This window comes from Streptomyces sp. NRRL B-1140, assembly GCF_001280065.1.
GTDB lineage: Bacteria > Actinomycetota > Actinomycetes > Streptomycetales > Streptomycetaceae > Streptomyces.
Genome location: NZ_LGEA01000091.1, coordinates 123,624 through 146,368 on the forward strand (window position 1 = coordinate 123,624; position 22,745 = coordinate 146,368).

Annotated in this window: 20 protein-coding genes; 12 read left to right on the forward strand and 8 right to left on the reverse strand. The window is 67.4% G+C overall.

Annotated features, from left to right (window positions below; translation table 11 throughout):
• Positions 1 to 37 precede the first annotated feature (37 nt).
• The 3 genes from ADK65_RS12495 (at position 38) to ADK65_RS12505 (ending at position 1,689) form a co-directional block, all read left to right on the forward strand.
• A complete protein-coding gene (locus ADK65_RS12495; RefSeq protein WP_053670050.1) occupies positions 38 to 502 on the forward strand; it encodes a hypothetical protein in 465 nt (154 codons plus the stop codon).
• A gap of 9 nt (positions 503 to 511) precedes the next feature.
• Positions 512 to 1,036 (forward strand): DinB family protein, encoded by a 525-nt coding sequence (locus ADK65_RS12500; protein ID WP_053670051.1) that lies wholly within the window; start codon positions 512 to 514, stop codon positions 1,034 to 1,036.
• Between the two features lie 80 nt (positions 1,037 to 1,116).
• Positions 1,117 to 1,689: a GNAT family N-acetyltransferase gene (locus ADK65_RS12505; protein ID WP_053670052.1), complete on the forward strand. Its 573-nt coding sequence runs from the start codon at positions 1,117 to 1,119 to the stop codon at positions 1,687 to 1,689.
• A 189-nt stretch (positions 1,690 to 1,878) separates the two neighbouring features.
• Here ADK65_RS12505 and ADK65_RS12510 read toward each other — a convergent pair whose 3' ends face one another.
• A complete protein-coding gene (locus tag ADK65_RS12510) occupies positions 1,879 to 6,102 on the reverse strand; it encodes a PD40 domain-containing protein (protein ID WP_053670053.1) in 4,224 nt (1,407 codons plus the stop codon).
• A gap of 445 nt (positions 6,103 to 6,547) precedes the next feature.
• On the opposite strand from ADK65_RS12510, the gene ADK65_RS12515 reads away from it, so the two are divergent.
• The 3 genes from ADK65_RS12515 (at position 6,548) to ADK65_RS12525 (ending at position 8,148) form a co-directional block, all read left to right on the forward strand.
• Positions 6,548 to 7,015 carry a hypothetical protein gene (locus ADK65_RS12515; protein ID WP_234352860.1) on the forward strand — a complete coding sequence of 156 codons (468 nt, stop codon included), beginning with the start codon at positions 6,548 to 6,550 and terminating at the stop codon, positions 7,013 to 7,015.
• A gap of 146 nt (positions 7,016 to 7,161) precedes the next feature.
• On the forward strand, positions 7,162 to 7,356 hold the full coding sequence (locus tag ADK65_RS12520; RefSeq protein ID WP_053670055.1) for a ferredoxin: 195 nt from the start codon (positions 7,162 to 7,164) through the stop codon (positions 7,354 to 7,356).
• A 30-nt stretch (positions 7,357 to 7,386) separates the two neighbouring features.
• A complete protein-coding gene (locus ADK65_RS12525; protein WP_053670056.1) occupies positions 7,387 to 8,148 on the forward strand; it encodes a PIG-L deacetylase family protein in 762 nt (253 codons plus the stop codon).
• Here the strand turns inward: ADK65_RS12525 and ADK65_RS12530 are convergent.
• From ADK65_RS12530 to ADK65_RS12545, 4 genes are all read right to left on the reverse strand, one after another.
• The gene (locus ADK65_RS12530; protein WP_053670057.1) at positions 8,143 to 8,901 is read right to left on the reverse strand and encodes a glycosyltransferase family 2 protein; all 759 of its coding nucleotides are present in this window, start codon (positions 8,899 to 8,901) and stop codon (positions 8,143 to 8,145) included. The two genes, ADK65_RS12525 and ADK65_RS12530, sit on opposite strands and share 6 nt — an antisense overlap.
• Before the next feature lie 259 nt (positions 8,902 to 9,160).
• Positions 9,161 to 10,645 (reverse strand): peptidoglycan D,D-transpeptidase FtsI family protein, encoded by a 1,485-nt coding sequence (locus tag ADK65_RS12535; RefSeq protein ID WP_053670490.1) that lies wholly within the window; start codon positions 10,643 to 10,645, stop codon positions 9,161 to 9,163.
• 434 nt (positions 10,646 to 11,079) lie between these two features.
• A complete protein-coding gene (locus tag ADK65_RS12540; protein WP_053670058.1) occupies positions 11,080 to 11,871 on the reverse strand; it encodes an alpha/beta fold hydrolase in 792 nt (263 codons plus the stop codon).
• Between the two features lie 1,002 nt (positions 11,872 to 12,873).
• Positions 12,874 to 13,266 carry a hypothetical protein gene (locus ADK65_RS12545; RefSeq protein WP_053670059.1) on the reverse strand — a complete coding sequence of 131 codons (393 nt, stop codon included), beginning with the start codon at positions 13,264 to 13,266 and terminating at the stop codon, positions 12,874 to 12,876.
• 226 nt (positions 13,267 to 13,492) lie between these two features.
• Between ADK65_RS12545 and ADK65_RS37045 the strand changes: the two genes are divergently transcribed.
• Positions 13,493 to 13,843 (forward strand): STAS domain-containing protein, encoded by a 351-nt coding sequence (locus ADK65_RS37045; RefSeq protein ID WP_159038773.1) that lies wholly within the window; start codon positions 13,493 to 13,495, stop codon positions 13,841 to 13,843.
• 508 nt (positions 13,844 to 14,351) lie between these two features.
• Here ADK65_RS37045 and ADK65_RS38530 read toward each other — a convergent pair.
• Positions 14,352 to 16,118: a hypothetical protein gene (locus tag ADK65_RS38530; RefSeq protein ID WP_159038774.1), complete on the reverse strand. Its 1,767-nt coding sequence runs from the start codon at positions 16,116 to 16,118 to the stop codon at positions 14,352 to 14,354.
• A gap of 701 nt (positions 16,119 to 16,819) precedes the next feature.
• On the reverse strand, positions 16,820 to 17,440 hold the full coding sequence (locus ADK65_RS38535) for a hypothetical protein (protein ID WP_159038775.1): 621 nt from the start codon (positions 17,438 to 17,440) through the stop codon (positions 16,820 to 16,822).
• A 918-nt stretch (positions 17,441 to 18,358) separates the two neighbouring features.
• Between ADK65_RS38535 and ADK65_RS39915 the strand changes: the two genes are divergently transcribed.
• Together ADK65_RS39915 and ADK65_RS12560 are read left to right on the forward strand one after the other, a co-directional pair.
• The gene (locus ADK65_RS39915; protein ID WP_420709026.1) at positions 18,359 to 18,490 is read left to right on the forward strand and encodes an Imm32 family immunity protein; all 132 of its coding nucleotides are present in this window, start codon (positions 18,359 to 18,361) and stop codon (positions 18,488 to 18,490) included.
• A 305-nt stretch (positions 18,491 to 18,795) separates the two neighbouring features.
• Positions 18,796 to 19,329, forward strand: coding sequence for an NUDIX hydrolase (locus tag ADK65_RS12560; protein ID WP_053670062.1), 534 nt, complete (start codon positions 18,796 to 18,798; stop codon positions 19,327 to 19,329).
• On the opposite strand, the gene ADK65_RS12565 is transcribed toward ADK65_RS12560, so the two are convergent.
• Positions 19,307 to 20,647, reverse strand: a complete 1,341-nt coding sequence (locus tag ADK65_RS12565) for an NsdA (RefSeq protein WP_053670063.1) — start codon at positions 20,645 to 20,647, stop codon at positions 19,307 to 19,309. The genes ADK65_RS12560 and ADK65_RS12565 overlap by 23 nt on opposite strands.
• Positions 20,648 to 20,760: 113 nt before the next feature.
• Here ADK65_RS12565 and ADK65_RS12570 point away from each other — a divergent pair, with 113 nt between their 5' ends.
• The 3 genes from ADK65_RS12570 (at position 20,761) to ADK65_RS12580 (ending at position 22,565) form a co-directional block, all read left to right on the forward strand.
• A complete protein-coding gene (locus ADK65_RS12570) occupies positions 20,761 to 21,003 on the forward strand; it encodes a hypothetical protein (protein ID WP_053670064.1) in 243 nt (80 codons plus the stop codon).
• Between the two features lie 205 nt (positions 21,004 to 21,208).
• Positions 21,209 to 21,652, forward strand: a complete 444-nt coding sequence (locus ADK65_RS12575) for a glycine-rich domain-containing protein (RefSeq protein WP_053670065.1) — start codon at positions 21,209 to 21,211, stop codon at positions 21,650 to 21,652.
• 70 nt (positions 21,653 to 21,722) lie between these two features.
• Positions 21,723 to 22,565, forward strand: a complete 843-nt coding sequence (locus tag ADK65_RS12580) for a protein kinase domain-containing protein (RefSeq protein ID WP_053670066.1) — start codon at positions 21,723 to 21,725, stop codon at positions 22,563 to 22,565.
• The last annotated feature ends 180 nt before the right edge of the window (positions 22,566 to 22,745 follow it).

Consider the following 22,745-nt stretch of genomic DNA (forward strand, 5'->3'; position numbering starts at 1 on the left):
GCACGGCTCCGCCCACGACCACCAGCGAAAGACCTCGATGCACGACCACGCAAAGGCGCCGGCCCTGGCGCTCGCCCGCCTCGTCCTGGCCTCCGGCCGCCCGGTGGACCTCGCCGAGCTGCGGTTCTCGTCGACGTACGGCGACCTGCTGGACGGCTACCCCTGCAAGCCGCTGAACGACCTGCGGATCCGGGGCCTGCTGCACGCCGCCGAGCGGTCCCGCCCGGGCACACCGGTGCACCTCGTCCCGCCGCGGCGCGAGTACCCCGACCAGTACGCGGGCGGCCTCGGGCCGGTCGAGGTGCTGCCCGCGGTGGCCTGCCTCGGCACGTTCCACTCCACGGCCCTGGACCCGTCCCACGACCCCGTCGCCTACCGCTCGCGCCTGACCGTCGTCTGGTTCGAGTCCGCGCCCCGCCTGCCCTCGGACCACGACGCCGAACCGGCGCTGCGGGACCTCGACTGGGCGGTACTGGCCCGGGACGCCCCGTCGCCCCCGTAGGGTCGACCGATGAGCGCTTCCCGCATCGAACTTCCGCGCTGGCAGTTCGAGTTCACCTGGTCCTTGTTCGAGTACCACCTGGAGCGGCTGGAGCCCGGTGACTTCCTCTGGGAGCCCGCGGAGCTGTGCTGGACGATGCGCCGGGGCCCCGACGGCACCTGGGTGCCGGACTGGGCGGACACCGAACCCGACCCGGTCCCCGTCCCCACCCTCGCCTGGGTGAGCTGGCACATCGGCTGGTGGTGGAGCGTGGCCCTCGACCACCTCGAGGGCCGCCCGCCCCGCGACCGCGAGGACATCGTCTGGCCCGGCGAGGGCGCCCCGACGGTCGCGTGGCTGCGGGACCTGCGCGTCCAGTGGCTGAAGGTCCTGGACGGCCTCACCGACCGGGACCTCGACGCCACGGCCCCGTTCCCCTGGCCGGACGACCCCGGGCACACCGTCGAGCACATGGTGGCCTGGGTGAACGCGGAGCTGATGAAGAACGTCAGCGAGATCGGCCAACTGCGGCTGCTGCGGGCGGCGTCCGCCTAGAACGCCGGTCCCGGGCATTCCACCGGGGTGTGCTCCGCTCCTGCGCGGCACGAGCGACCGGCCCGTGGCATCGTGGGGGCATGAGCATCGACGTGCGCCCGGCGGCGGACTTCGAGGCCGTCCGTGCCGTGCTCGGGCCGAAGTCGCCCGGCGCGAACGTCTGCTGGTGCCTGAGCTACCGGATCCCCTCCAAGCTCAACAAGGAACTGCGCGGCCCGGCCCGCGGTGAGTACGTCGCCGGGCTGTGCCGCGCGGAGCCGCCCCCGGGTGTGCTCGCCTACGACGGTGCCGAACCGGTCGGCTGGGCCGCCGTCGCCCCGCGCGCGGACACCTCCTTCGCCCGCAACCGCAAGATCCCGCACCTCGACGACCTGCCCGTGTGGTCGCTGTGGTGTGTCCGGGTCCGCCCGGGACATCGCAAGCAGGGCGTCTCGCACGCCCTCATCGCCGGCGCGGTCGCGTTCGCCCGGGAGCGGGGCGCACCGGTGATCGAGGCGTACCCGCTGGACAACGGCGACGCCAAGGTCGATCCGACGATGGCGTACGCGGGTCTGCGCAGGAACTTCGAACGGGCCGGCTTCACGCACGCGGCGGACACGGACTCGGTCCTGGCCGGTCAGCCCCGGATTCTGATGCGCCTCGACCTGCGCTGAGAAAAGGCCCGACCGCTGGCGACGGGGGATGCACCAGCGGTCGAGCCATGGCCAAGGGTAACAAGCGCTTGCCCACCGCGTGCCGGCCGGCCACCGGGAAAGCCCGGTTGTGACTCGTCTCACGCAACTGTCCTGAGGGCCGGGCCTGTTGTCCGCACCGGTCGTGTCGGTCTGTCCGCACCGGCCGGGTCAGTCGTCGCACGGCGGGTCGTAGGAGAGCCGGGGCAGGTACTCCCGCCAGGTGTCCTGCGTCAGCACGCCCCGGGTCATCGCGCAGATACGGCGGACGGCCGTGTCGACGTCGAGGTTCCAGAGCCGGATGGTGTCCGCGCCGCTCGACACCCCCAGCGTGTTGCTGTTCGGGCTGAACGCGAGAAACGTGCCGGTCGTGGAGTTGGGGCTCATGGACTGGCCGATCGCCGTGGCGTGCGAGGGGTCGGCCACGTTCCACAGCCGCACGGTGCTGTCGTTGCCGCCGCTGGCCAGGGTGCGGCCGTCGCGGCTGAACGTCAGCGACACGACCGCCTCCGTGTGGCCCGTGAGCAGCGCCTCCTGGGAGGCCTCGGCGGGATTCGTGATGTCCCAGAGCCGGACGGAGTTGTCGTCGCCGGCGCTGGCCAGCGTGTGGCCGTCACGGCTGTAGGCGAGCGCGTTGACCGCTCCGAGGTGGCCCCGGAGAGGCTCCCCGATCAGCGTGGCCCCGCCGGGCTCGGTCACGTTCCACAACCGGATCGTGCCGTCCGCGCTGCCGCTGGCGAGCGTGCGGCCGTCCGGGCTGAACACGAGGTGGTTGACGTAGCCCTTGTGACCGGTGAGGGGGCTGCCGAGCGGGCGCGGCCGGGCCGGGTCGCCGAGGTTCCACAGCCGGATGGTGCGATCGTCGTAGGCAGTGGCCAGGACCTTCCCGTCCGGGCTGAACGCCAGGGGATCGGCGTACCGGATGCGCAGGGGTGCGGGCGAGCCGTGGCGGACGGGGTGTTCGGGATCGCGGAGGTTCCACAGCTCCACCACCCTCTCGCCCGTCACGACCGCGAGAGTGCGGCCGTCCGGGGAGAACTCCAGGGAGCGCACATCGCCCTTGCCCGGGCGGAAAGGTGCACCGATCCGCACCGGCCTGCCGGGCGTCCGCACGTCCCACAGCCGGATCCGCCCGTCCCGTGCCGCCGTCGCGAGCAGCCGCCCGTCCGGCCTGAACACCCCGGTCCGGCCGGTCATGTCCGACGTCGGCAGCGACCACAGACGGACCTTGTTGTCACCCGCCCCGGTCGCGAGGGTACGGCCGTCGGGGCTGAAACCGAGCGCGTACATCTCCCCGCTGCTGCCCGCGAGGGGCGCGCCGACCTGCGAGGGGTACTGCGGATCGCTGACCCTCCACAGGCTCGCTGTGCTGTCCGCGCTCGCCGCGGCGAGCATGTTCCCGTCGGGGCTGAAAGCCACGGACCAGACCGGCCCGGTGTGGCCGGTCAGCGGCGCGCCGATCGGGGCCGGGCGGCCCGGACCGGCCATGTTCCACAGGCGTACGGTGCCGTCCGCGCTGCCGCTGGCGAGCGTGCGGCCGTCGGGGCTGAAGGCCACGGAGTGCACGGTGGTGGTGTGGCCGGTCAGCGGCCTCCCGGCCGGTTCCGGGCGCGCGGGGCCGGACACGTCCCACAGCCGGATCGTGCCGTCGTCGCCCCCCGCGGCCAGCGTGCGGCCGTCCGGGCCGAACGCCACCGAGCGCACGGCGGCCCTGTGCCCGGTCAAGGGCTTGCCCAGGGCCCGCGGCCGGCGCGGGTCGCCCACGCTCCACAGCCGGACGGTGTGGTCGTCGCCCGCGGAGGCCAGCGTGCGTCCGTCCGGGCTGAAGGCGATCAGGTAGATCGTGCCGTCGTGGCCGGTCAGGGGCCGGCCGAGCGATGTCGGGTGCGCGGGATCGGACACGTCCCACAACCGGATCGTGCCGTCGTCGGAGGCGCTGGCCAGCGTCCGGCCGTCCGGGCTGAACACCGCGCTGCTCACCCAGCTCGTGTGCCCGGTCAGGGGCTTGCCCAGGGGCTTGGGGCGCTTGGGGTCGGCGACGTCCCACAGCCGTACGGTCCGATCGTAGCTGGCGGTGGCCAGGACCTGCCCGTCCGGGCTGAACGTCGTGAGGTAGACGGCGCCCGTGTGGCCGGTGAGGGGGGTGGAGAGCGGGGCGTTCACGATGGAGATCAGGCGGCTGTTCGCGCCCTTGTCGCCGGGCCGCAGCTCGTGCGCCACCAGGTCGAGCTGCGCGGACAGCGACGGATCGGTGTCCTGGACACGGTCGGACTGGGCGAGCACCTGCTCGAAGACGGCCTCGTCGCGCTGCTTCCAGGCGACCACGGCCGATCCGACGGCCAGCATCGCCAGGACGACCAGCGTCGCCACGGCCCCCCGGCTGATCCAGATGATCCGCCTGCGCAGCCGGACCGAGGCGGCCAGGAACTCCACCGCGCTGCGGGTCAGAAACGTGTCCCCGGCGGATCTCGCCCAGCCGTGGGCCTGCTCCAGCCGGGAGCCCCGGTAGAGCAGGGACGTGTCGCGGTTCGACTCCTCCCAGGTCCGGCCGTCCTCCTCCAGACGCTGGCGCAGCAGGTTGCCCTGCCGGTCCTCGTCGATCCAGTCGCGCAGCCGCGGCCAGGCGTGCAGCAGCGCCTCGTGGGTGATCTCGACGGTCTCCGCGTCGAGCGTCACCAGCCGGGCGCGGACCAGCGTTTCGAGGGACTCCTCGGTCTTGCCCGGGTCGGCCGACTCCTGAGCGAGCTGACGCCGGGTTCCGCGGCGGCGGGTGGCCTGGGTGTCCTCGCCCAGCCGTACCAGGCGGAGCAGCAGCAGCCGGGCGGCGGTGCGCGCGGCCGGGTCGAGGCCGGTCCAGGCCCGTTCGGCGGTCGCCGCGACCGCTCCCTGGATGCCGCCGGCCGCGCGGTAGCCGGCCAGGGTGAGGCGGCCCGCCTTCCGGCGCTGCCAGGTGGCGAGCAGGGCGTGCGAGAGGAGCGGCAGCACACCGGCGTCGTGCGCGCCGCCCGGGCCGTCGGCACTGACCTCCCGGACGATCAGCTCCGCCAGCCCCGGTTCCAGCTCCAGGCCGACGGCCTTGGCCGGTCCGTTCACCGCCTCGCGCAGCTCCGCGGTGGTCAGCGGCCCGAGCACCATGTGCCGGTGCTGGAGCGCGTCGGCGAGCTCCGGGTACCGCAGGCAGCGGTCGTAGAAGTCGGCGCGTATGCCCAGCACCACGACGGCCGGGGCCGGCCGGCCGGGACCGGCGGGTGAGCAGGCGGCGTGCAGGACCTCGATGAAGGTCCGCCGGTCCGCCTCGTCGGGGCAGAGGGTGAACGTCTCCTCGAACTGGTCCACGATCACGACCGGACGGGCCCCGCCGGCTGCTTCCCGCCGGGCCCAGCCACCGACGGCGGCACGAACGGCGTCGGCGAAGGGCACGGGGGCGGGGGCGGATGCCGGTGCCGGTGCCGGGGCTGATGGAGCGGGGGGTGGAACAGGGGGTTGCACAGGGGGTGGGTGCGGCGCGCGGTGCCCTGCCGGTGAGGGTGGGGGGTCGAGGGCGCCTGCGGGCGCGGGCCCGGGGTTTCCATGGGGTGTGGGCCCGGGGTCTCCATGGGGCGTGGGCCCGGGGCTCGCTGCGGAGGCGGGGCCCGGTCGTGTTCCCGAGACCGGGACGACGGAGGCAAGCTCGGGTATGCACCGGATCAGCTCCGTCAGCGGATCACTTCCCGGTACGAGCTGTACGACCTCTCGCGGCCGGCCACTCCCCTCACCGCCGGCAGCGTCGTCACCGTCGTCACCGCCCAGCGCGCCGTCCCGCAGAGCGGGCACCAGGCCGGCGTTGAGCAGCGAGGACTTCCCCGCGCCCGACGCCCCCACGAGCATGACCAGGCCGCCCGTGCCCGCGACGGCCCCGAGCTGCGTGACGAGCGCGTCCGTGCTCCGCTCCCGGCCGAAGAACCACCGGGCGTCCTCCCGGCGGTAGGAGGCAAGGCCCCGGTACGGGCACACCCCGCCCGGTGTCGACGCGGACTCGTCCGCGGACCGCTCCTCTGCCGCGGAGGGCGCCGGGCGCTCACCGACCGGGTCGGCCACCGCGCGTTCCCACAGCCGCTGCCACTGGCCGAGGTCGTACAGACCGGGGGAGACCGGCGTGGGACGCGAGCGCCGCGCGTCGGGGATCAGCACGTGCAGCACCGCCGCGAGGGCGGGGAACTGGGCCGGGACGTTCCGGGCCCGGCGCCAGTCGCTGATGCGCTGCGCGGACACCCGTACGGGCCGCCCGCGTTCGTCGACCCGCTGGAGCCTGACGACCGCCTCGGACACCCGCTTGAGAGGGGGGTTGCCGGCTTCCTTGTACAGCAGTGCGAGGCGTTCCGCGAAGGCGGTGCGTGCCCCCGAGTCGGAACTCAAGGTCTCAGCTCCTTACTTCCACGCCTGGACGTCCGGACCGGAAAACTCACTCTATATCGCTGACCTGCGGCGATGCCGCCCAATGGGCACCGGAACCTCCTCCTCCATGGCCGGAAATGGCAGGATCCGGACGCAGCGGCGCACCCGTGTGGCCGGCTTCCGTCCGAACCGGACGACGAGGCTCCACCGTTCGGTACCGGTCCCCACGAGGGGAGGGACCGGTGCCGGACGATGTGGTGATCCTCCCCGGCGCGCCCCACCGCGCAACCCCGGAAGTCGGCGTACCCCACCCTCGGACCGCCCCGGAATCCGGCGTACCCCACCCTCCGGACCACCCTGGAAAACTGACGATACGTCAGCTATGGTCCCCCTGCCGTACCGCACCGACGAGCGAGGCGCGAGCAGAGGCCGGACGACGCATCAGCGACACACAGGGGTGAGCGCAGTGGAGTCACGTCCCGACAGCCCACGACCGCAGGGCGCTCCGCGCTGGGTCGCGATGTTCTACCGGCCGGCCGAGGGAGCCTGGCGGACGGTCGCCGAATCGCCCCACCGCGCGCCCGTGCTGTACGCCCTCGGCGAGATGACCCAGACCCTGCGCGCCCGGGGCGACGAGGTGGCCGTCGCCTTGTGGGGGCCGAAGGACGGCGCGTGGCACCGGTTCGACACCCCACTGAAGCAGACCGCGGTCGCACGGCCGGGCCCCGAGCCCTCCCCCGCCGAACCGGCCGGACTCGCGGAACGGATGACCGGCCGCCGCCACCAGGTCCTCATGGCGGGCCTGACCAAGGCGGGGCTCTACGACCTCTCCCCCGAGGACGACACGACCGTCCGGGCGTTGGTGGAACACCTCGACGAGGACGCCGTACGCCGGGTCGCCCACTGGCTGGCGACCGCGGGGAGCACGCGCTAGCCGGCAGCCGGTTCAGCCGGTGCCCCTGGCTGGCGACCGCGGGGAGCACGCGCTAGCCGGCAGCCGGTTCAGCCGGTGCCCCGCTGGGCAGTCAACTCCGGACGGCCGCGAGGTGCCGGTGCCGTCGGGAGGGGGACGAGAAGCGAATGAAGGTCTTCGTGGACCGCGAGCTCTGCTACGGGTCCGCCGAGTGCGCCCACCGGGTCCCGGCCGTCTTCGAGTTCGTCGACGAATACGGGGTCGTCCGGCCGGGCCGCGAGGAGACGGGCGAGGATCCCGAGGTCCTGGAGGCGGCGGAGAGGTGCCCGAGCCAGGCGATCCGCATCACCGGGGCGCCGTAGTCGGCGCCGGACCGGCCGTAGCGAGAGCCGATGACGGCACCGAGTCTGCTCGGAGTCTTCGCCCACCCCGATGACGAGTCCCTGATGGCGGGCGGCACCCTCGCCCGCCACGCGTCCGCGGGTGGGCACACCGCGGTCGTCACGGCGACCTGGTCGGCGGACAGCCCGCGCGCCGCGGAACTCACCGAGGCGCTCAGCGTCCTGGGCGCGGGCCCGCCCCGCATGCTGGGACACGCCGACTCCCGTGTCCCGCACTCGGCCCCGGGCAGACCGCGCTGGTGCGACGTACCACTGGACGTGGCAGTGGGGGAACTGGTCGCCCACCTGCGCGACTTCCGCCCGGAGATCGTCGTCACCCACGACGCCTACGGCAACCTGACCGGCCACGAGGACCATGTGCACACCCATCGCGTGACCGCCCTCGCGGTCCACGCCGCCGGTCTGGAACGCCTCTACCCGGACGCCGGAGCGCCCTGGCAGCCGAGCGCCCTGTACCTGGCCACGCATCCGCACGCGGCTGCCCGGGCCTGGGGCGCACACCTGGCCCCCGTGGGCAAGGCGGTGCTCACGGTCCCCGACGAACGCGTCACGACCAGCGTCGACGTCATCCCCTGGCTGGACCGGAAGATCCAGGCGATCCTGGCCCACCGCACGGAGGTGGCACGGGGAGCGGCACCCGGCCTGATCGCCGCCCTCCCCACGGCGGAACGGCAACGGCTGCTCGGCACGGAGTGGTACACCCGCCACGACCTCACGCCGACGGCCCCCGCGCGGACCGGGCTCCTCTCATAGCGCGGCCGGCGCACCCCACCGGAGCCGTGACAACGCCCTGGCCCTGGCCTCCACGACGGCCATCCGCACCTCGCGCTCGGCCCGGTCGGTGTGGGCCGCCTGCCCGGTCACCTGCCCGTCCCACTTCCGGTACAGCAGGCCCACGTCCCGCGAGAACCACCCCCGGCTCACCGCGTTCAGCGCCAGCAACAGGCCCGTGTCCTCCGACGCGGGCAGCGCCATCCATCCGCCCAGGGCGAGCAGCAACTCCCGGCGCACGCACAGCGAAGCGGGATGCACCTGCGCGAGATAGCCGTTGGCCTTCCAGTGCGCGAGCACGGCACCGCGCTCGATCGGCCCCTGGTCGGGATCGCCCGGGAAGCCGACGGTCGACCCGTCCGGCATGAGGTCGAGCACCCGTGAGGTGACCCAGCCGAGCTCCGGGTCCCCCTCCAGCACGGCGAGATCCCGGGCGAGCGCGCCCGGCGTCAACCGGTCGTCCGCGTCGAGGACTTTCACGTACGCCCCGTCCCCGTGTGCCAGCGCCATGGTCCTGGCGACCCCGGGCCCTCCGGCCCGCCCTTGCCGGAACGTCACCCGGGCATCCGCGGGCACATACGGTCTGACGCCGTCGCTCTCCCCGTCCTCCTGCACGACCCAGTGCCACTCCCAGCCCTCGGGAAGCCGTTGCGCGCACAACGACGCGTAGGCCTCCGGCAGGAACCGGGCGTGGGGGCCGTGCACGGCGGTGACGACGACGACGCGCCGACTCACTGGGCGCTCACCCACCCTTCTCCGTCACCGGTCTCCGACCGGCACACCCCGGCGATCGTAATCCTCACCGCGTACCCGGCCGTTGGCCGCCCCGTTCGGGAACGAGGTGACAGCCCCCGGGCGAGATCGTGGGCGGCACATGACCGCCGGCCGGCATCGCCACGGCCTCCCGGACCGGACCCCGTTCGAGCGAGGAGCCCCTCCGCCCCGCACCGCCGCGCCACCCTGCCCCTCCGGCAGCGCGGCGCCCACGCGAGCGCTACGACTGCAGGACCGCCTTCATGACACTACGGGCGATGGGAGCTCCGAGACGGCCACCGGAGATGTCCGCGCGCGAGATGTCCATGTCGGTCGGGTCGATGAAGACGGCTACGGCGACCGACGAGCCGTCCTGCTTCTTGCCGTAGGAGACGAACCAGCCGTAGGGCACTTGCTCGGCCACGTCGACACCACGCTGAGCGGTGCCGGTCTTGCCCCCGACAGTGATCCCGTCGATCTGGGCGCGGCGGGCGCTTCCTTCCCTGGCGGTGAACTCCATCATCTGCTGGACTTTCTGAGCGGTCTCGGCGGAGACTGCCTGCCCGATTGCCGCGGGCTCGGTCTTCTCCAGCACACCGAGATCCGGGCCACGCACTTCATCGACGATGTAGGGCTGCATCAGCTTTCCGTCGTTGGCCAGTGCGGCGGTGACCATGGCCATCTGCATCGGTGTGCTCGTGAGGCTGCCCTGGCCCATGCCGGTGAGCGCGGTGCCGGGCTTGTCGAGGTTCTCCGGGTAAATGCTCCTGGTGGCGAGCAGGTCGCCGAAGTCGTCGGAATAGACGTCATCGTTGAAGCCGAACTTCTCAGCCGTCTCACGCAGTTTGTCCTGGCCGAGCTTTGCGGCAGCGTCGAGGAACACGTTGTTGCACGAGTACTGCATCGCGGTCTTCAACGACGCCTTGTCGCAGGTGGCGTCACCAGCCTCACTGCCGATCTTGTTGCTCGACTGTGGCAGCTGATAGGGGGAGACCGCGTCCGTACGGGCATCGATGTCGGTGACGACCCCGTGTTCCAAGGCGGCCGCTGCCGTGAGGATCTTGAAGGTCGAACCGGGGGGAAAGGTCTCTCGTAGCGCCCGGTTGGCCAGTGGCTTGCGCTTGTCCTTGTCGAGTGCCACGAACCGATCCGAGTCGTCGAACGTGCTGCCGGCGAACCGCGACGCGTCGTAGGAAGGCGCTGAAACCAAGGCCAGCACCTTCCCCGTCTCGGGATCCAGAGCGACCGCGGCCCCCCTTGCGCCCTTCAGCCCGGTCAGACCGTCGTAGGCCGCCTTCTGCGCCCGCGGATCGATGGTGGTGACGATCGAACCGGGGCGGTGGCCCTTGCCGCTGACGACATCGGCGAACCGCTGGAAAGCCAGTCGGTCGTCTTTTCCGGTCAGGATGCCGTCGTACGTCCGCTCCAGAAGCGTCATGCCCTGCGCCTGCGACGCGTATCCCGTAACCGGTGCGTACATCGGGCCATTGACGTAGGTGCGCTTGTACTTGAGGTCGGTACCCACCTCGGTGGAGCCGGTGACGGCCTCGCCCCCTACGACGATGTCCCCGCGTGGGGAAGCGAACTGCTCGATCCGCACCCGCCGATTCTCCTGGTCGGCGGCAAGTTCCGGAGCTCGAACGTATTGCAGCCAATTCGCGCGTAACAGCAGGCCGAGCATCAGCAACCCGCAAAAGATCGCCACAGCCCTCAGCGGCTTGTTCACCAGCACCCTCCATCCACGCACGAGGACGCGGTGCCCCTGGAAGGGGAGCCACCGCGTCCGCTCAGCCGGCCGGATATGGAGATGCGTCCTCGCAACATGCCTTCACCCTAGACGACGGCCAAGAGCCTCAACCTGCCGTTCGGATCGGCGATCAAGCGTCTCTGCTTGGGCAGTTGAGGATACGGTGTCTGTGAGACTGCGAACGGCGGGGAAGGGTTTGTCTCTACGACGCACCAGCGTCGCGATCGATAACACGGTGCATTCGACGTGGAATCACGACCCCGACACGTCTGTTTCTCACCGGAGCCGGTTCAGCGAGGCAAACTCGTGGAGCTCGCACTCCTTCTCCAACAACTCCGCTTGCCCCGGCTGAGGGCAGACGAGGAACTGGTGCGGCTCGCTCTGTGGAGCAAGCCGCACCACTTTCTGATTCCTCAGGCCGAGGCGTCAAGGAACGGCAAGACCGCTCCTGCCAGCAACGGCGAGGCCAGGATGTCGTAGTGGGTGGCGCCCGGCAGGACGGCCAGCTGGGCTGCCGGACGACCGGACCCGTCCCAGCCGGCGTCCTTCAAGCCGCCCCCCAGCAGGGCGAAGAACTCCGCCATGTGCGCGGGCCGTACCGCGTCGGCGTCCCCGAAGACCAGCAGAGCCGGTGCGGTGATGGCCGATACCTCGGATGTCCAGTCGTAGTCCTGCTGCTTCAGCTCGGCGATCTTTCCGATCAGTACGGGCCAGTCCTCCACCCGGGGTGCCAGCCGCGCGTACAGCTCGTAGACAGGAGACTGCTTCATCGGCTCGGCTGCCGCCGCGCTCATCTGGTCCATCCCTGCCACGACCTCCGGGAACCAGCCGTCCCGCCGGGCCGGGGTGGAGACCACCACCAGGCGGCGGACCAGAGCAGGGTGCTGGATCGCGGTACGAAGGGCCACATCCGCCCCGAGGGAGTAGCCCATCACATCCGCCCGCGGCAGTCCGAGGTGCTTGATCAGGGCGGCCACGTCGTCTGCCAGCAGATGCGGCCGTAGCGGGCGGTCGATGTCCGCCGTGCGCCCGTGTCCCTGCAGGTCGACCAGGATGACGCGCCGCTGCTCGGCCAGCACGGGCAGGACGGGCGCGAACATCTCGCCCGCCCCGATGCCGCCATGCAGCAGCACCAAGGGCTCCCCCGCCCCGGAACCGTGCTCCTCGAAGTACAGGGACAGTCCGTTGACGTCCGCGTATCCCATTCGCCTCACCCTTCTCGAGATCACTCGGTTGCCGAGAGAGTAGACCGAGAGGGTCTGCCCAACTCATCGGTCCACGTAGGTGAGTTCGGAGAGACGAGGCCTACTCGCCAGTCCCGCCAAGCCTCGCAGCGTGACGTCCGCCCGTTTACTCACCGAGCTTCCCTCATGATCTGTGCCAGGACCCGGTACGCCTGCCGGATGCGCCGTGCCCCAGCTGGGCCTCCGAGCGGGACCACACGGGGAACACCGGGCATTTGCGGGATACGGAGGTGAGAGTGGCCCCTGACCTGTACCAGGTCAGGGGCCATTCTCATTACTCATCGCGCGGAGGCGGTGGGATTTGAACCCACGGTGACATCGCTGCCACGACGGTTTTCAAGACCGTTCCCTTCGGCCGCTCGGGGAACCGGCGTCTGCACCGTCCCACCTGGGGCGGCGCGGCTTCGGCCTTTCGGCCCCACGCGGCGTGCGGTGTCCACGGTCCACACGGGGTCCACTCCCTTTGTGGGCGCCCCTGAGTGACAACCTTCTCTGCTGGTCCAAGCCCCGGCTGCGCTCCGCTCCGCCGGGCGCGCTCCCGGCTCCGCCGCGGCGCCGCTCCTGCCTCCGGCCCGCTCCGCCCGCGCTGCGCCGACGCGCGCCCACATGTAGATAGGGCCAGTGGCCATGAGCCGATCACCGCAGAGTGCGGCCACGGTCAGAACAGTGCCTCCGGCGGGGGCTCGGCCGGCACCGGGGGGAGGGGGGCGCCGTCGCCGACCGCGGGGCCGTCGTGGCGGATGCTGGGGGCTCCCGTCCCGCACACAATCGACCCAGGCAGAGCCGAGCAGACGCGGCCCCTGGCGTCCAGGTCGTTCGTACAGTGGCGCGCTCCACCTGGACGCCAGGAACCACGCCCGCTCGACCGCGTGTGGGGCGACGGCGTACGGGATGGGAGCTGAGGTAGGTGGTGGCGAGGTCGTACGCCGGTGCAGCCGAGGACGCACCCGCGCCTGCGTGCGGTCAAGCAGTGAGAGGGACGGCCTGGGTCAGGGATTCCAGGTCTCCGTACAGGGCGGCCTGGAGCGCGGCGGCGAGTTCGCGGGCTCGCTCTTCGTTCCGCACCCCGTGCATCATGAAGTAGACGGGTCCCATGTAAGCGCCCCAGTCGACTTCGTTCCTTTCCACGAGGCGGGTGATCGCGGCCCGGACTTCCTCGTTGACTGCGTCGGTGACTAGGTGGCTGGGGCCGGCAGTGAGCGTGTCCGCCTTCACGGTCCACCGGTTTCCTTCGTGTTCGATGACGACGAACACGGCGCTGTTCATCATGGCGTTCCGGTACGCGTCGTGGAACGCGCCGGTGCCGGTGGCGACCGGGATGAGGTGAGCGGGGCACGGAACGGGCAGCGGCTGCACGAAGGCTATTATTACAAGTGGTGAGGTTTGATAGCGCTCAGTGACGCGCGGTCGGGTGGCGGCAATCCTTGATCTGCGGAATAGCCGAATTACCTCAATGGACGGCGGATGCGCGTGAGGTCGTGAAAGCGTGGCACTCGGGCCGCAGCGACGATGCGTTCCTCGGGCATGGACACAACGGCACTGCCCGCATCCGCAATGGGCCGTGAGTGACAGGTGGTGGGTCGTGGGTGCCGATCCCACAGTAGAAACAGTCCGCACTGCCCCCTGCCTAGTGGCGCAGGTGCGCGGCGAGATGGACCACCTGACCGACAGGATCCTCACACCGCAGATCTTGGAACTAGTGAACTCCGGTGCTCAATGCATCGTGCTGGACATGTCCGGTGTGCAGTTCTGCGATTCATCCGGATTGAACGTCCTCCTGGCCGCACGGCGAGACGCGGAGCAGACGGGAGCGACGTTGGTCCTCGCATGCCTGCCATCGTTCGTGCGTCAGGTGCTTCAGATGACCGGTATTGACGAAGTCCTGCGTCTGTACGACACGGTCACGGAGGCTGAAGCAGCCCTGGTCGGATAAGGGCGTGGCTCGCACAGGCGAGTGCGCCAGGACAGCTCAGAGCACCGCATGGGAGCCGAGCAGGGCCCGGGGTAGCGCTTCGGGCGCAGAGGAGCTGAGAACGCGAGAGAGCCACACGTGCCCTTTGCGTGAACGATGAGGGGGACTGCACTGCGGTAAGACTTTTCCTACTTCATCAAGGCGGCTCGCTCCGGGCCGCGCGCACGGTGATCAGCCTCCTGAGGCCAGAGAAGGGCTACGTCATAGCGGGGGGTCGGCTCCACGGCTTTACGGAGCCACTTTGGCGCGAGCCTCGAAGATCATGGCCCCGACGTCGTGCTTTACCGGGCAGGTCCACAGACTGCCCGACGCACCGAAAGCTTATGTCCATGATCACTCACGCCAAAGCAGCGCCACCCCCAAGCCGTTCCACCGACCTACATTCTTCTGGCCCAGGGTGCTTCAGTCGGCCGAAACTCGCCGCGTAGGCGCGGTATAGCGCAGCCACGCCATTGGGCGCCCGTGCGCGTCACTTCTCTCGATGCTGAAACTCTTTCCTCCCCGCAATAAAGCCGATGATCAGGATTAGAGTAGCACCGCCCGTGATCCATCCCACGTGAATACGGGTATATCCCAAAGTTCCGGGAATGCCGACGATCCATCCACCGACGGCAATCAAAAACAGCATGGGCGATAGGCTATACAAAGCCGACGCTCGGGCAGCATTCATCGATTCACCGGCTGGGCGACCAGACAGCGCCATCCATGTCACCGAAAGGGCGAGCACCACACCAAGTGCCGATCCGATAGACGCAAACAAGGACGAAAAGGATCCATGCACTAGATATACAAGATTCTGTTCTGACCATACGAGCAGTAGCCAGCCAGCCAGTGCAACCGTGACCGCTGGAACTAGGACCACTCTTGCAGATTCAAGAGCAAACCCCTTTCCGTATTGAATTGACTTTCGCAATGCCATGGCGGCAGCCGAAAAGAAGTTCTGAACTGCGCACACAATGATGCGAAGCGTGTACTTCACATTCGCCCACAAGTTCTCAATGCTGACTGCCACAACAACGCTGATACGGTTGATCATCTCATTGAATGCTTTAGGAGTACTTCCAGACCCCTGGCCCGACTTATGCACATACTTGCGTTCAGGCCGAATAGCCTCTCGGCGAACCGGAAGATCACTCGTATGAGAGAAACCAGCCATTGCCGCAACCACAAGGGCCGAAATGGCGCCACCTGCAGCGATCAACAGAAGCACCCACTGCAGGGCCTGGGAGAACGATGGATACCACTCAGAGGGACCAACGAAGAGGCCTAGCGAGGCGATGAGTCCACCGATGGAAATAGCAGCAAAGATCCCGACGGCCCTAACGGTGCTTCTCCATGTCCTTTCGGATTCCGGCATGGAGCTCGACTCTCCATAGAACCGCATTATCCATCCTGCAACAACGACAGCTAGTACCGCGAGCCCTACTACCTGACGTGTCGACATATTTGCAAAGTGCAATCCAATTGCCACAGCGCACCCAATCAGCCAGGCCGTCAGAGCCACCTTCCACCCGAGCCTGTCCCTCCATATTGGGGTAGCTACAATTATGCCGCCAAAAAATGCACCAATCGCCAGCAAGGGAAGTATATTTTCCGTCTCCGCAGCTAGCATGAAAGCGCCGCATATTGCTACGCTCACGAGAAGCGTAATCCACTTATTTACGCGAGGAAGAAAGCTGCCGTCCTCTGAGTAGACACCAACTTGGACAGCGCTTCTTTTGGAGCCAATTTGGATCCACCAAGGAATCTCCTCCGACTCCCTGAATTCTGTTGCAATGTCGCTCTGCTTTCCAAGCGAGGGGCTCGGTACTTGGTGAGGCCAAACGCCGGCATCTGAGTCCCTGCTCTTTAGTGGTTGACGTTCAGACGCCCTCGGCACAGATCTTTCATATTCATCAGACCACCAATGAGCGGCGCCATGACCCGATGGACGCCAGCCGTCCGTGAGCAATGCGTGCTGCACTTCTCTACGGGCATTTTGCATGTCTTCGAGCCACGGCCCAAGCGCTTGCAAGTTATCGAGATCTCGACCCAAGGGGGCCTGAAACTCAATCACATAGTCATCGTGAACGGGGTGCCGACTTTCCGGGCTTTGTATATGGGCGAGCATTCTCCATTTGGCAATTCCGGGGCCGCCGGTGATACTGCTAAATATTGACCCCGGCGACAGTTCACCGCCCGCATATTCGACATCAATCACTGCATGCTCGATGTTATACCGCTCAGGCGAAGCCATAATTCACTCCGTCCGTTCGCAGAGCTTGCTCATTACTCGCAAGTATCTGCAAGGCCAGTAATATGTCGTGACCTTGAGGCCTAAGTCCCCTCGCCTCATCGAGGTATGTTTGAACCGGCAACGACCGGTGTCGTCCCGGCGGGCGATGACCCCAGGCTTACACTCCGATATGGCGGCTCTCACATCCAAGGCTAGCGAGCCGTAGGGAAGCTGTCCTGTCAGAGTCCCGCAGAGCAGTTGCGGTGCGCTCTGCGGTTAAACAGCGAAGTACAGCAAGCCCTCTGACCGCGGGGTCAGCGGCCGACTGACCAGCGCGCGGGACCTCAACGACCACTCAGCCGACAGTCCGGGACGAAGAGGTCCGTGCCAGAGAGGTCTGTGCCAGACGCATGCCAGATTCTCCGGGGAACCTCGGAGAAACAAGAGGGAACCAATTCGACAGCCGCTAAGCGCCGACAGCGCTTTGCCGGCAGGTCATCCCCATAGCAAATCCTAGATCACCTTAGCTTCCCAAGCTGAGAGCGCGAGGACAGCTCCGAGGCCTTACGAAGCCACTTCGGCACGAACCTCGAAGATCATGGCCCCAACGCCGCGCTCCGGGCGGGCAGGTCCACAGACTGCCCGCCGTGCCGGGAGCCTACGGTCCATGATCACTTGTACCTCAGCGGCTCCGCCCAAGCCGTTCCACCGACCTGAGGCGGTTACATCGCCCCAAACCCGTAGTCGTACCCACGGCCCCGAAACAGCTTCCTCACCCATTCGATAACAACTGAAGCGCAGGATGAGGAGTATGAGCTCTCGCCCCCGCCGCCAGATGGTCCGCCAATCCAGAAATTCCAGAGCTGCCTAGCAACGTTAGCTAGACTGTTTGCCATTTCTACAACTTCAACGAAAGCCTTTACGGTAGGCCTAAATTCACCAGTTAGATCGACAAGCCTGCTGGTGGTTTTCTTCACCGCCCCAACTATTCCATCAATGATTCGACGCACACTGAACCATCTGCCCCACGATGAGCTGAAACCACCTGAGATGTGAAAGCTACCCGCCCTAATAAATATAATTACGTCCGCGTCGTCACCAATGACCTCCTTAACGGATCGAGTCACTGAAGCGTCATATTCCCCTCTATGGTCTCGGTACAGTTGCCACAGGTCGACAGCTTCACCACTGTCGTCCATTTCGATATCGAGGGCCAGAATCTCATTGCCCCTGATTTCGAGCATGTCGGAGATTTCAACGCCGTGGGGGCGTTCCACATATCCAGCAAATTCCTCTGGGTGAATTTTCACATCTTCGCTGCTTATTAGCTGTATGGAGCCCATGACTTCTCTCCGGTACTTCGTGATTTGCTTGACGTGCAACTAGCGTCTCACTCGCCGACGTAGATCGCATACGGGAGAGCACACAAACCACAACCTGTCACTCAAGCACGATGCCCGTCCAAGCGAGAGTCGCCAGGTACGGACTCAATGGGGGGGTGGTCGGCAGGCAGTGGTCTCTGATCCTCGAATTGCTGGCGCGATCGATCCTTGTTAATCTGATTGAAGTCAGTCGCTCTCTAACATCGGGAGGGAGCATGATAGACACACACGTTCGTTACGCCCAAGGTCAAATGGTGTGCTTCAGAGCGCTGTGCAAAGAATCTCTTCCGCGAGTAGAGGTGCACGTTGCAGAGAAATTTGGGCGTCTACCTGTCATGAAACGTAGATTTCGGTGCCAGATAATCGAAGCGGACGCAAACAGCTATACTCTGCGAGTTCGCCCTTTGCAAGTATTCCCAGTAAAAAGTTCGGCACTGGCGGAGTTCAGAATTCACTGCAAGCCAGATCCTGGCGGCTGTATGGTGCTGGTGCGAGAAGTAGCTCCAGGACTTAACCGCGGAAAGTTCGACAGTCTTATACGCGCGACCCAAAGGATTTATAGGGCAGTTCCCGGGGGGCGTGCGTACCTTGGCAAAATGAAAGTTTTTATAGAAGGTCGAGAAGTAGGCAATGCAGCCTCAGGTGAATTCCTTCAGGAATATCGAGACGTGCTACTAAAGGAAATATCTACGCAAATTCATGAGGGGCTTTCGCTCACAGCGGCGAGCTGACGACGTCATAGACGCCTTCATGCCACTCGCTGCGCAGGGTTCGCGAAACGCACGCGTCCCGATGCGCAGTCGCGTCCGAGGAGTACCAGTCAAGTCGCCAGGCAAGCCGAACGAGACGTGACCCGGGCCGCTGCGGAGGACCACAGCCCTGGCCAGCCACCTCCTCCTCACATTTGCCCAGGACGGTACGCCGGACGGCGCCCATCTCCACCTGGAGGAGAACAACGGACTTGAAGAGGGTTCCGCAAGCCTGGTGTTGGAGCGATGCGACGACGAATGACGCGTGCCAGATCGTGCGGGGAACCACGGGAACAGCAGGAACCAATCGACCGCCTACCACGCATCTGCGTGTCTCCGCCGCAGGTCAAGCCGGAGCAAGCCCTAAGAACCCTCAGCTTCCCAAGCAGAGTTCCCCCGGTGAGCTCACCCTGCCACCGCTCCTGGGTTCAATTCGCCTGACGCTCGTCCTCTAGCCGGAAGAGGGCCATCGCAGCACATCTCGTCAAGGTGACGCAAAAAGGGGAACCTGCACCTGCCTGCGGGCCGGTCTGAGATCCTGGAGACCGATCGAGAGGGGCCGCAGGTATGGAGTGGAAGACCCACGGTGAGCGACAGGTCTACACCAACCCTTGGGTGAATCTGTGTTTGGTCGACGTCCAGCAGCCTGATGGACGCAGGTGGGAGTACCACGTCGTACGCCTCCGGCACCTGGCCGTTGCCGCCGTAGTCAATGACCGCCAAGAGGTCCTGATGATGTGGCGGCACCGCTTCATCACGGAATCGTGGGCCTGGGAACTGCCCATGGGCCTAGTCGAGGAGGGCGAGACCCCGGAGGAAGCAGCGGCCCGCGAAGTCCTGGAAGAGACCGGCTGGCGCCCCGGCCCCATCAAGCCCCTGATCTACGCCGAGCCGGCGAATGGCATCACAGACTCGCAGCACCACGTCTTCCGCATCGACGGCGCTACCTACTCAGGCCCGCCCACGGAGAAGAACGAGTCCGACCGCATCGAGTGGATCCCCCTCTCAGAGGTGCGCGGGATGATAGACCGCCGCGAGATCGTGAGTAGTGGTTCGCTCGTCGGCCTGCTCTACCTGCTCATGGACGAAGCGATCCGCTGACCGGCGGGAGGAGTTCCCGTAGCCGCGCCTCGAAGGCAAGGGCTACGGGCTCCTGCCTGTGTGGGGCCAGCTGGTCGTAGAACTCCCTGAGGTGCCCTGACACCCGCTCGGAGGCAACCGCCGACGCGGGCTCAAGAGCTTGCGTGGCGGTGTGGCACGCCTGGTCAAGCTTGCCCTGGTCCAGTTGCGTACGAGCCAGCCAGAACGAGTGGAAGGCGCGGCCTCGCTGGTTGGTGTGGTGCTCCCGCCGTAGGGCATCGGCGATCAAGGGTTCAGCGGTTGCCGCTTCGCCCAGACGGCCGTGAGCGATGCCCGTGTCCACGATGAGCTTCGGCTCGTCGAAGTAGGTCACCCATGAGGGGTCCGGATCGCTCGCACCAATCTGCTCGAATTGACTGTGCGCTTCCCCGATCGCCCGGTGCGTGTCATCGCGATTGCCGAGGGTGGCGTGGGCGAACGCTTCCCGCATGGCCAGCATCGACATCACGCGCGGCGTGCTGCCGAGTGCTGACCGAGCCTGATCCTGGGCTGCGGTCACGAGTGCCAACGAGTCCGCGGGCTTGTCCTGGTAGGTCGCCTGCAAGCTCATGCAGGCGAGGACGTTGGCCATGAACTGCCGGTCGTCGATCTCCTTCGCCAGTTGCAGGGCCTCGGTGAAGTACGCGCGTGCCTGGCTGTACTGGCGGGCGTCGAAGTAGGTCCAGCCTGTGAGGCGTGCCAGCTCGGCCGCGATTCCGTAAAGGCCGTTCTGGATGGACGGCGGTCGGCTCTCCTTCAAGAGCCCGACGACATGACGGAGCTGCCCGACAATGGCGGGCCGCAGTGCCTCGCCGCCGTGCTGGTCGTCTCGTCGCCAGTAGTCCTCGATAGAAGAGCGAAAGGCCTCAAGGGTGGCCTTGTTCAGACTGGTTCGCGTAGCCAAGGCCAAGATGCCGTCCACGTCGGGCCCTGGCAGAGACGCGGGGGCCTGCTGCTCCTGCTCCGGCACCTGGGGCGCCTCGCGCTCGTCGACCGCGAGGACCTGTGGCGTCTCCCACGCTCGGCGGGCAAGCCCGAGCATGTCCCCTGGGATGCGCAAGCCGTCTGAGATTCGCTCAACGACATCCATGTGGAGCAAGTGCCTGCGGCCTGCGATGACTTCGCCCACGCGGCTCGGCGTCAGGTCACAACGCCGGGCGATCATCGACGGGTAGATCCCCGCCCTGACCTTCACCAGCCGGAAGACTCTGGCAAAGTCCCGGACCCGGCACGCATCGATCATCTCGGGATCGGTGAGCAGCCTGGCCGGCAGTTCCTGCGGCCGGTCCGGGTCGGGCATCGGCAAGCTCCCAAACTGCGAGGGCTACGCAACGTCGCTGGTTCTCTACTTCCGGCGATGTTACCCAAGTTGGGTAATCAGCCTGACCTTTTAGCGGCGGCCCGCCGATCGCGATGCTCCCTTGCATGGCGAGCAACCAGCAGACCAGACCAGGCATCGGTGAACTGGCGAAGGACACCGCCAAGGGACGTATCGGCATCGTCATGGGTGAGCTCGGCGGCCGAGTGCAGATACGGCCCATCGGCGGCGGCCGGGAGTGGGATGCCATGCCTGACAAGGTGGTGCAGCCGAGCGCTCGGGAGGAATTGAGCGCCCGCCTGGCCGTCAAGAACGGCAACAGCAGGGACGGCCTGTGATGCGCGCCATCGGTCGATACGCGGGAGTCCTCTTCATCATCGTGATCAGCGGGTCATGCGGCCTGGTGATCGGCATGGCTCTCGCTGTCGGCCAGTAGACCGGCCGCCCCGGACGGGGGCTCATTCCTGGTTCCCCCCACCTCCGGACGGGGCGGCCTCCCAAACCCGCAAGTGCCACGCTCCACAATCCAGAAGGAGTACTCGCATGACGGCAACGGCGAACGACCAGAGGACCGGCCGCGCGGTGGCTGGCGAGGAACTGTTCCAGAGCCTCGCCCACTTCGTGGTCGTCCACAACGGGCAGCCACCCGAGCGTGCCGAGCGAATCGCGGACCAGGCGGTCGCCTTCGTGGTCACCGCAGCCACCGCGATCGTCCCCATGGTTCCGTCGGATGACGTGGACCTGGGACTGCACGCGCTCATCCTGCACACGAAGGAGTACGCCGGCCTGTGCGAGCGGTTCGCGGGCCGCTTCCTGCACCACAACCCGAAGCCCGGTGGCGGGGTCCGCGACCCGAAGCAGGTCGCCGCTTCGGCACGCGCCATGAAGACGGCGGGCTTCATGGTCTTCGATGACCTGTGGACCGTGGACGGCACGAACCTTGCCCAGTGCGACTCCGACTGCGGCCGCCCGTACGGCCAGGCATAGCACAAGACAGCAGCGGCGCGGCCGGCCTCGACTCGTGGTCGGCCGCGTTCGCCCGGAAGGAGAAGAGACATTGTCCGGCTCACCCTCTGAACTGCCGATCGTGGTGCTCGACGCCCTGATGCCCACGTCTCAGCGCCTGGTCCTGAACCGCCGGGGCTCCATGGTCTGGGAGGTGCAGAGCCATCGAGGTCAATACGCCGTCAAGGTCGGCTATCCGATCGAGGCTACGGCCGACTGGCCCGCCCAGCCCTGGACCGCCCTCGCGCCCGCCCGCGAGGGTGCCGTGCTGCATCGGCTCGGATGCGACGACTTCGCGTACGGAGAATGGGAGCGCGGGACGTGGAACTTCCAGCCGTGGCATGAAGGGCCGGACCTGCACCAGCTGTGGGAGCCCTTCCGTAGGAAGGATCCGTCCATCGCACCGGACGCCCGTGTGGCGCTGGGTTGTGTCGAGGTCCTGGCCGAACTGCACGCCAAGGGCTGGGCCCACGGCGACGTACAGCCCGCCCACTTCATCGTCGGGCCGGAGCGGACGCATCTGATCGACCTGGCTCTAGCCCGAGGCGGCCACGTCCCGGAAGGGTACGACTTCCCGTTCCGCGGCTGCCTCGTCCACTACGAGGCACCGGAGATCGCGCGCAGCGTGCTCGCCACGGGTGAAGCCGAGCCCACGCCGGAAGCCGACGTCTACGCCCTCGGCGCCTCGCTGCTCATCTCGGCCACTGGTTGGCGGGCTATCGAGTACCCGGACCACGCTCCACGCCCCGTCCAGAGAAAGGCCGTGGCCGAGGGCAGACGTCGCCCCGTCAAGGCTTCCGATGAGCTGGGCGAGTTGATCGAGGCGATGCTCAGCCATGCTCCCGAAGACCGGCCGACCATCTACGAGGTGGGTAAGGCCCTGAGCCGCCTCTAGAGCCGGTTCGCCCGGCGGCGCTCGCACAACTAAGACCAACAACGCAAGACCGGACCACCCCTCAGCCTGGACAGCATTCCGGGTGGTCCGGTCGCGGAAGCCCTGATCAGGACCCCGGTGCCGATGGTAGCCGGGGCAGTTGGCGTGCTCGGATGCGGGTGCGGGCCCTCGGCTTCATGT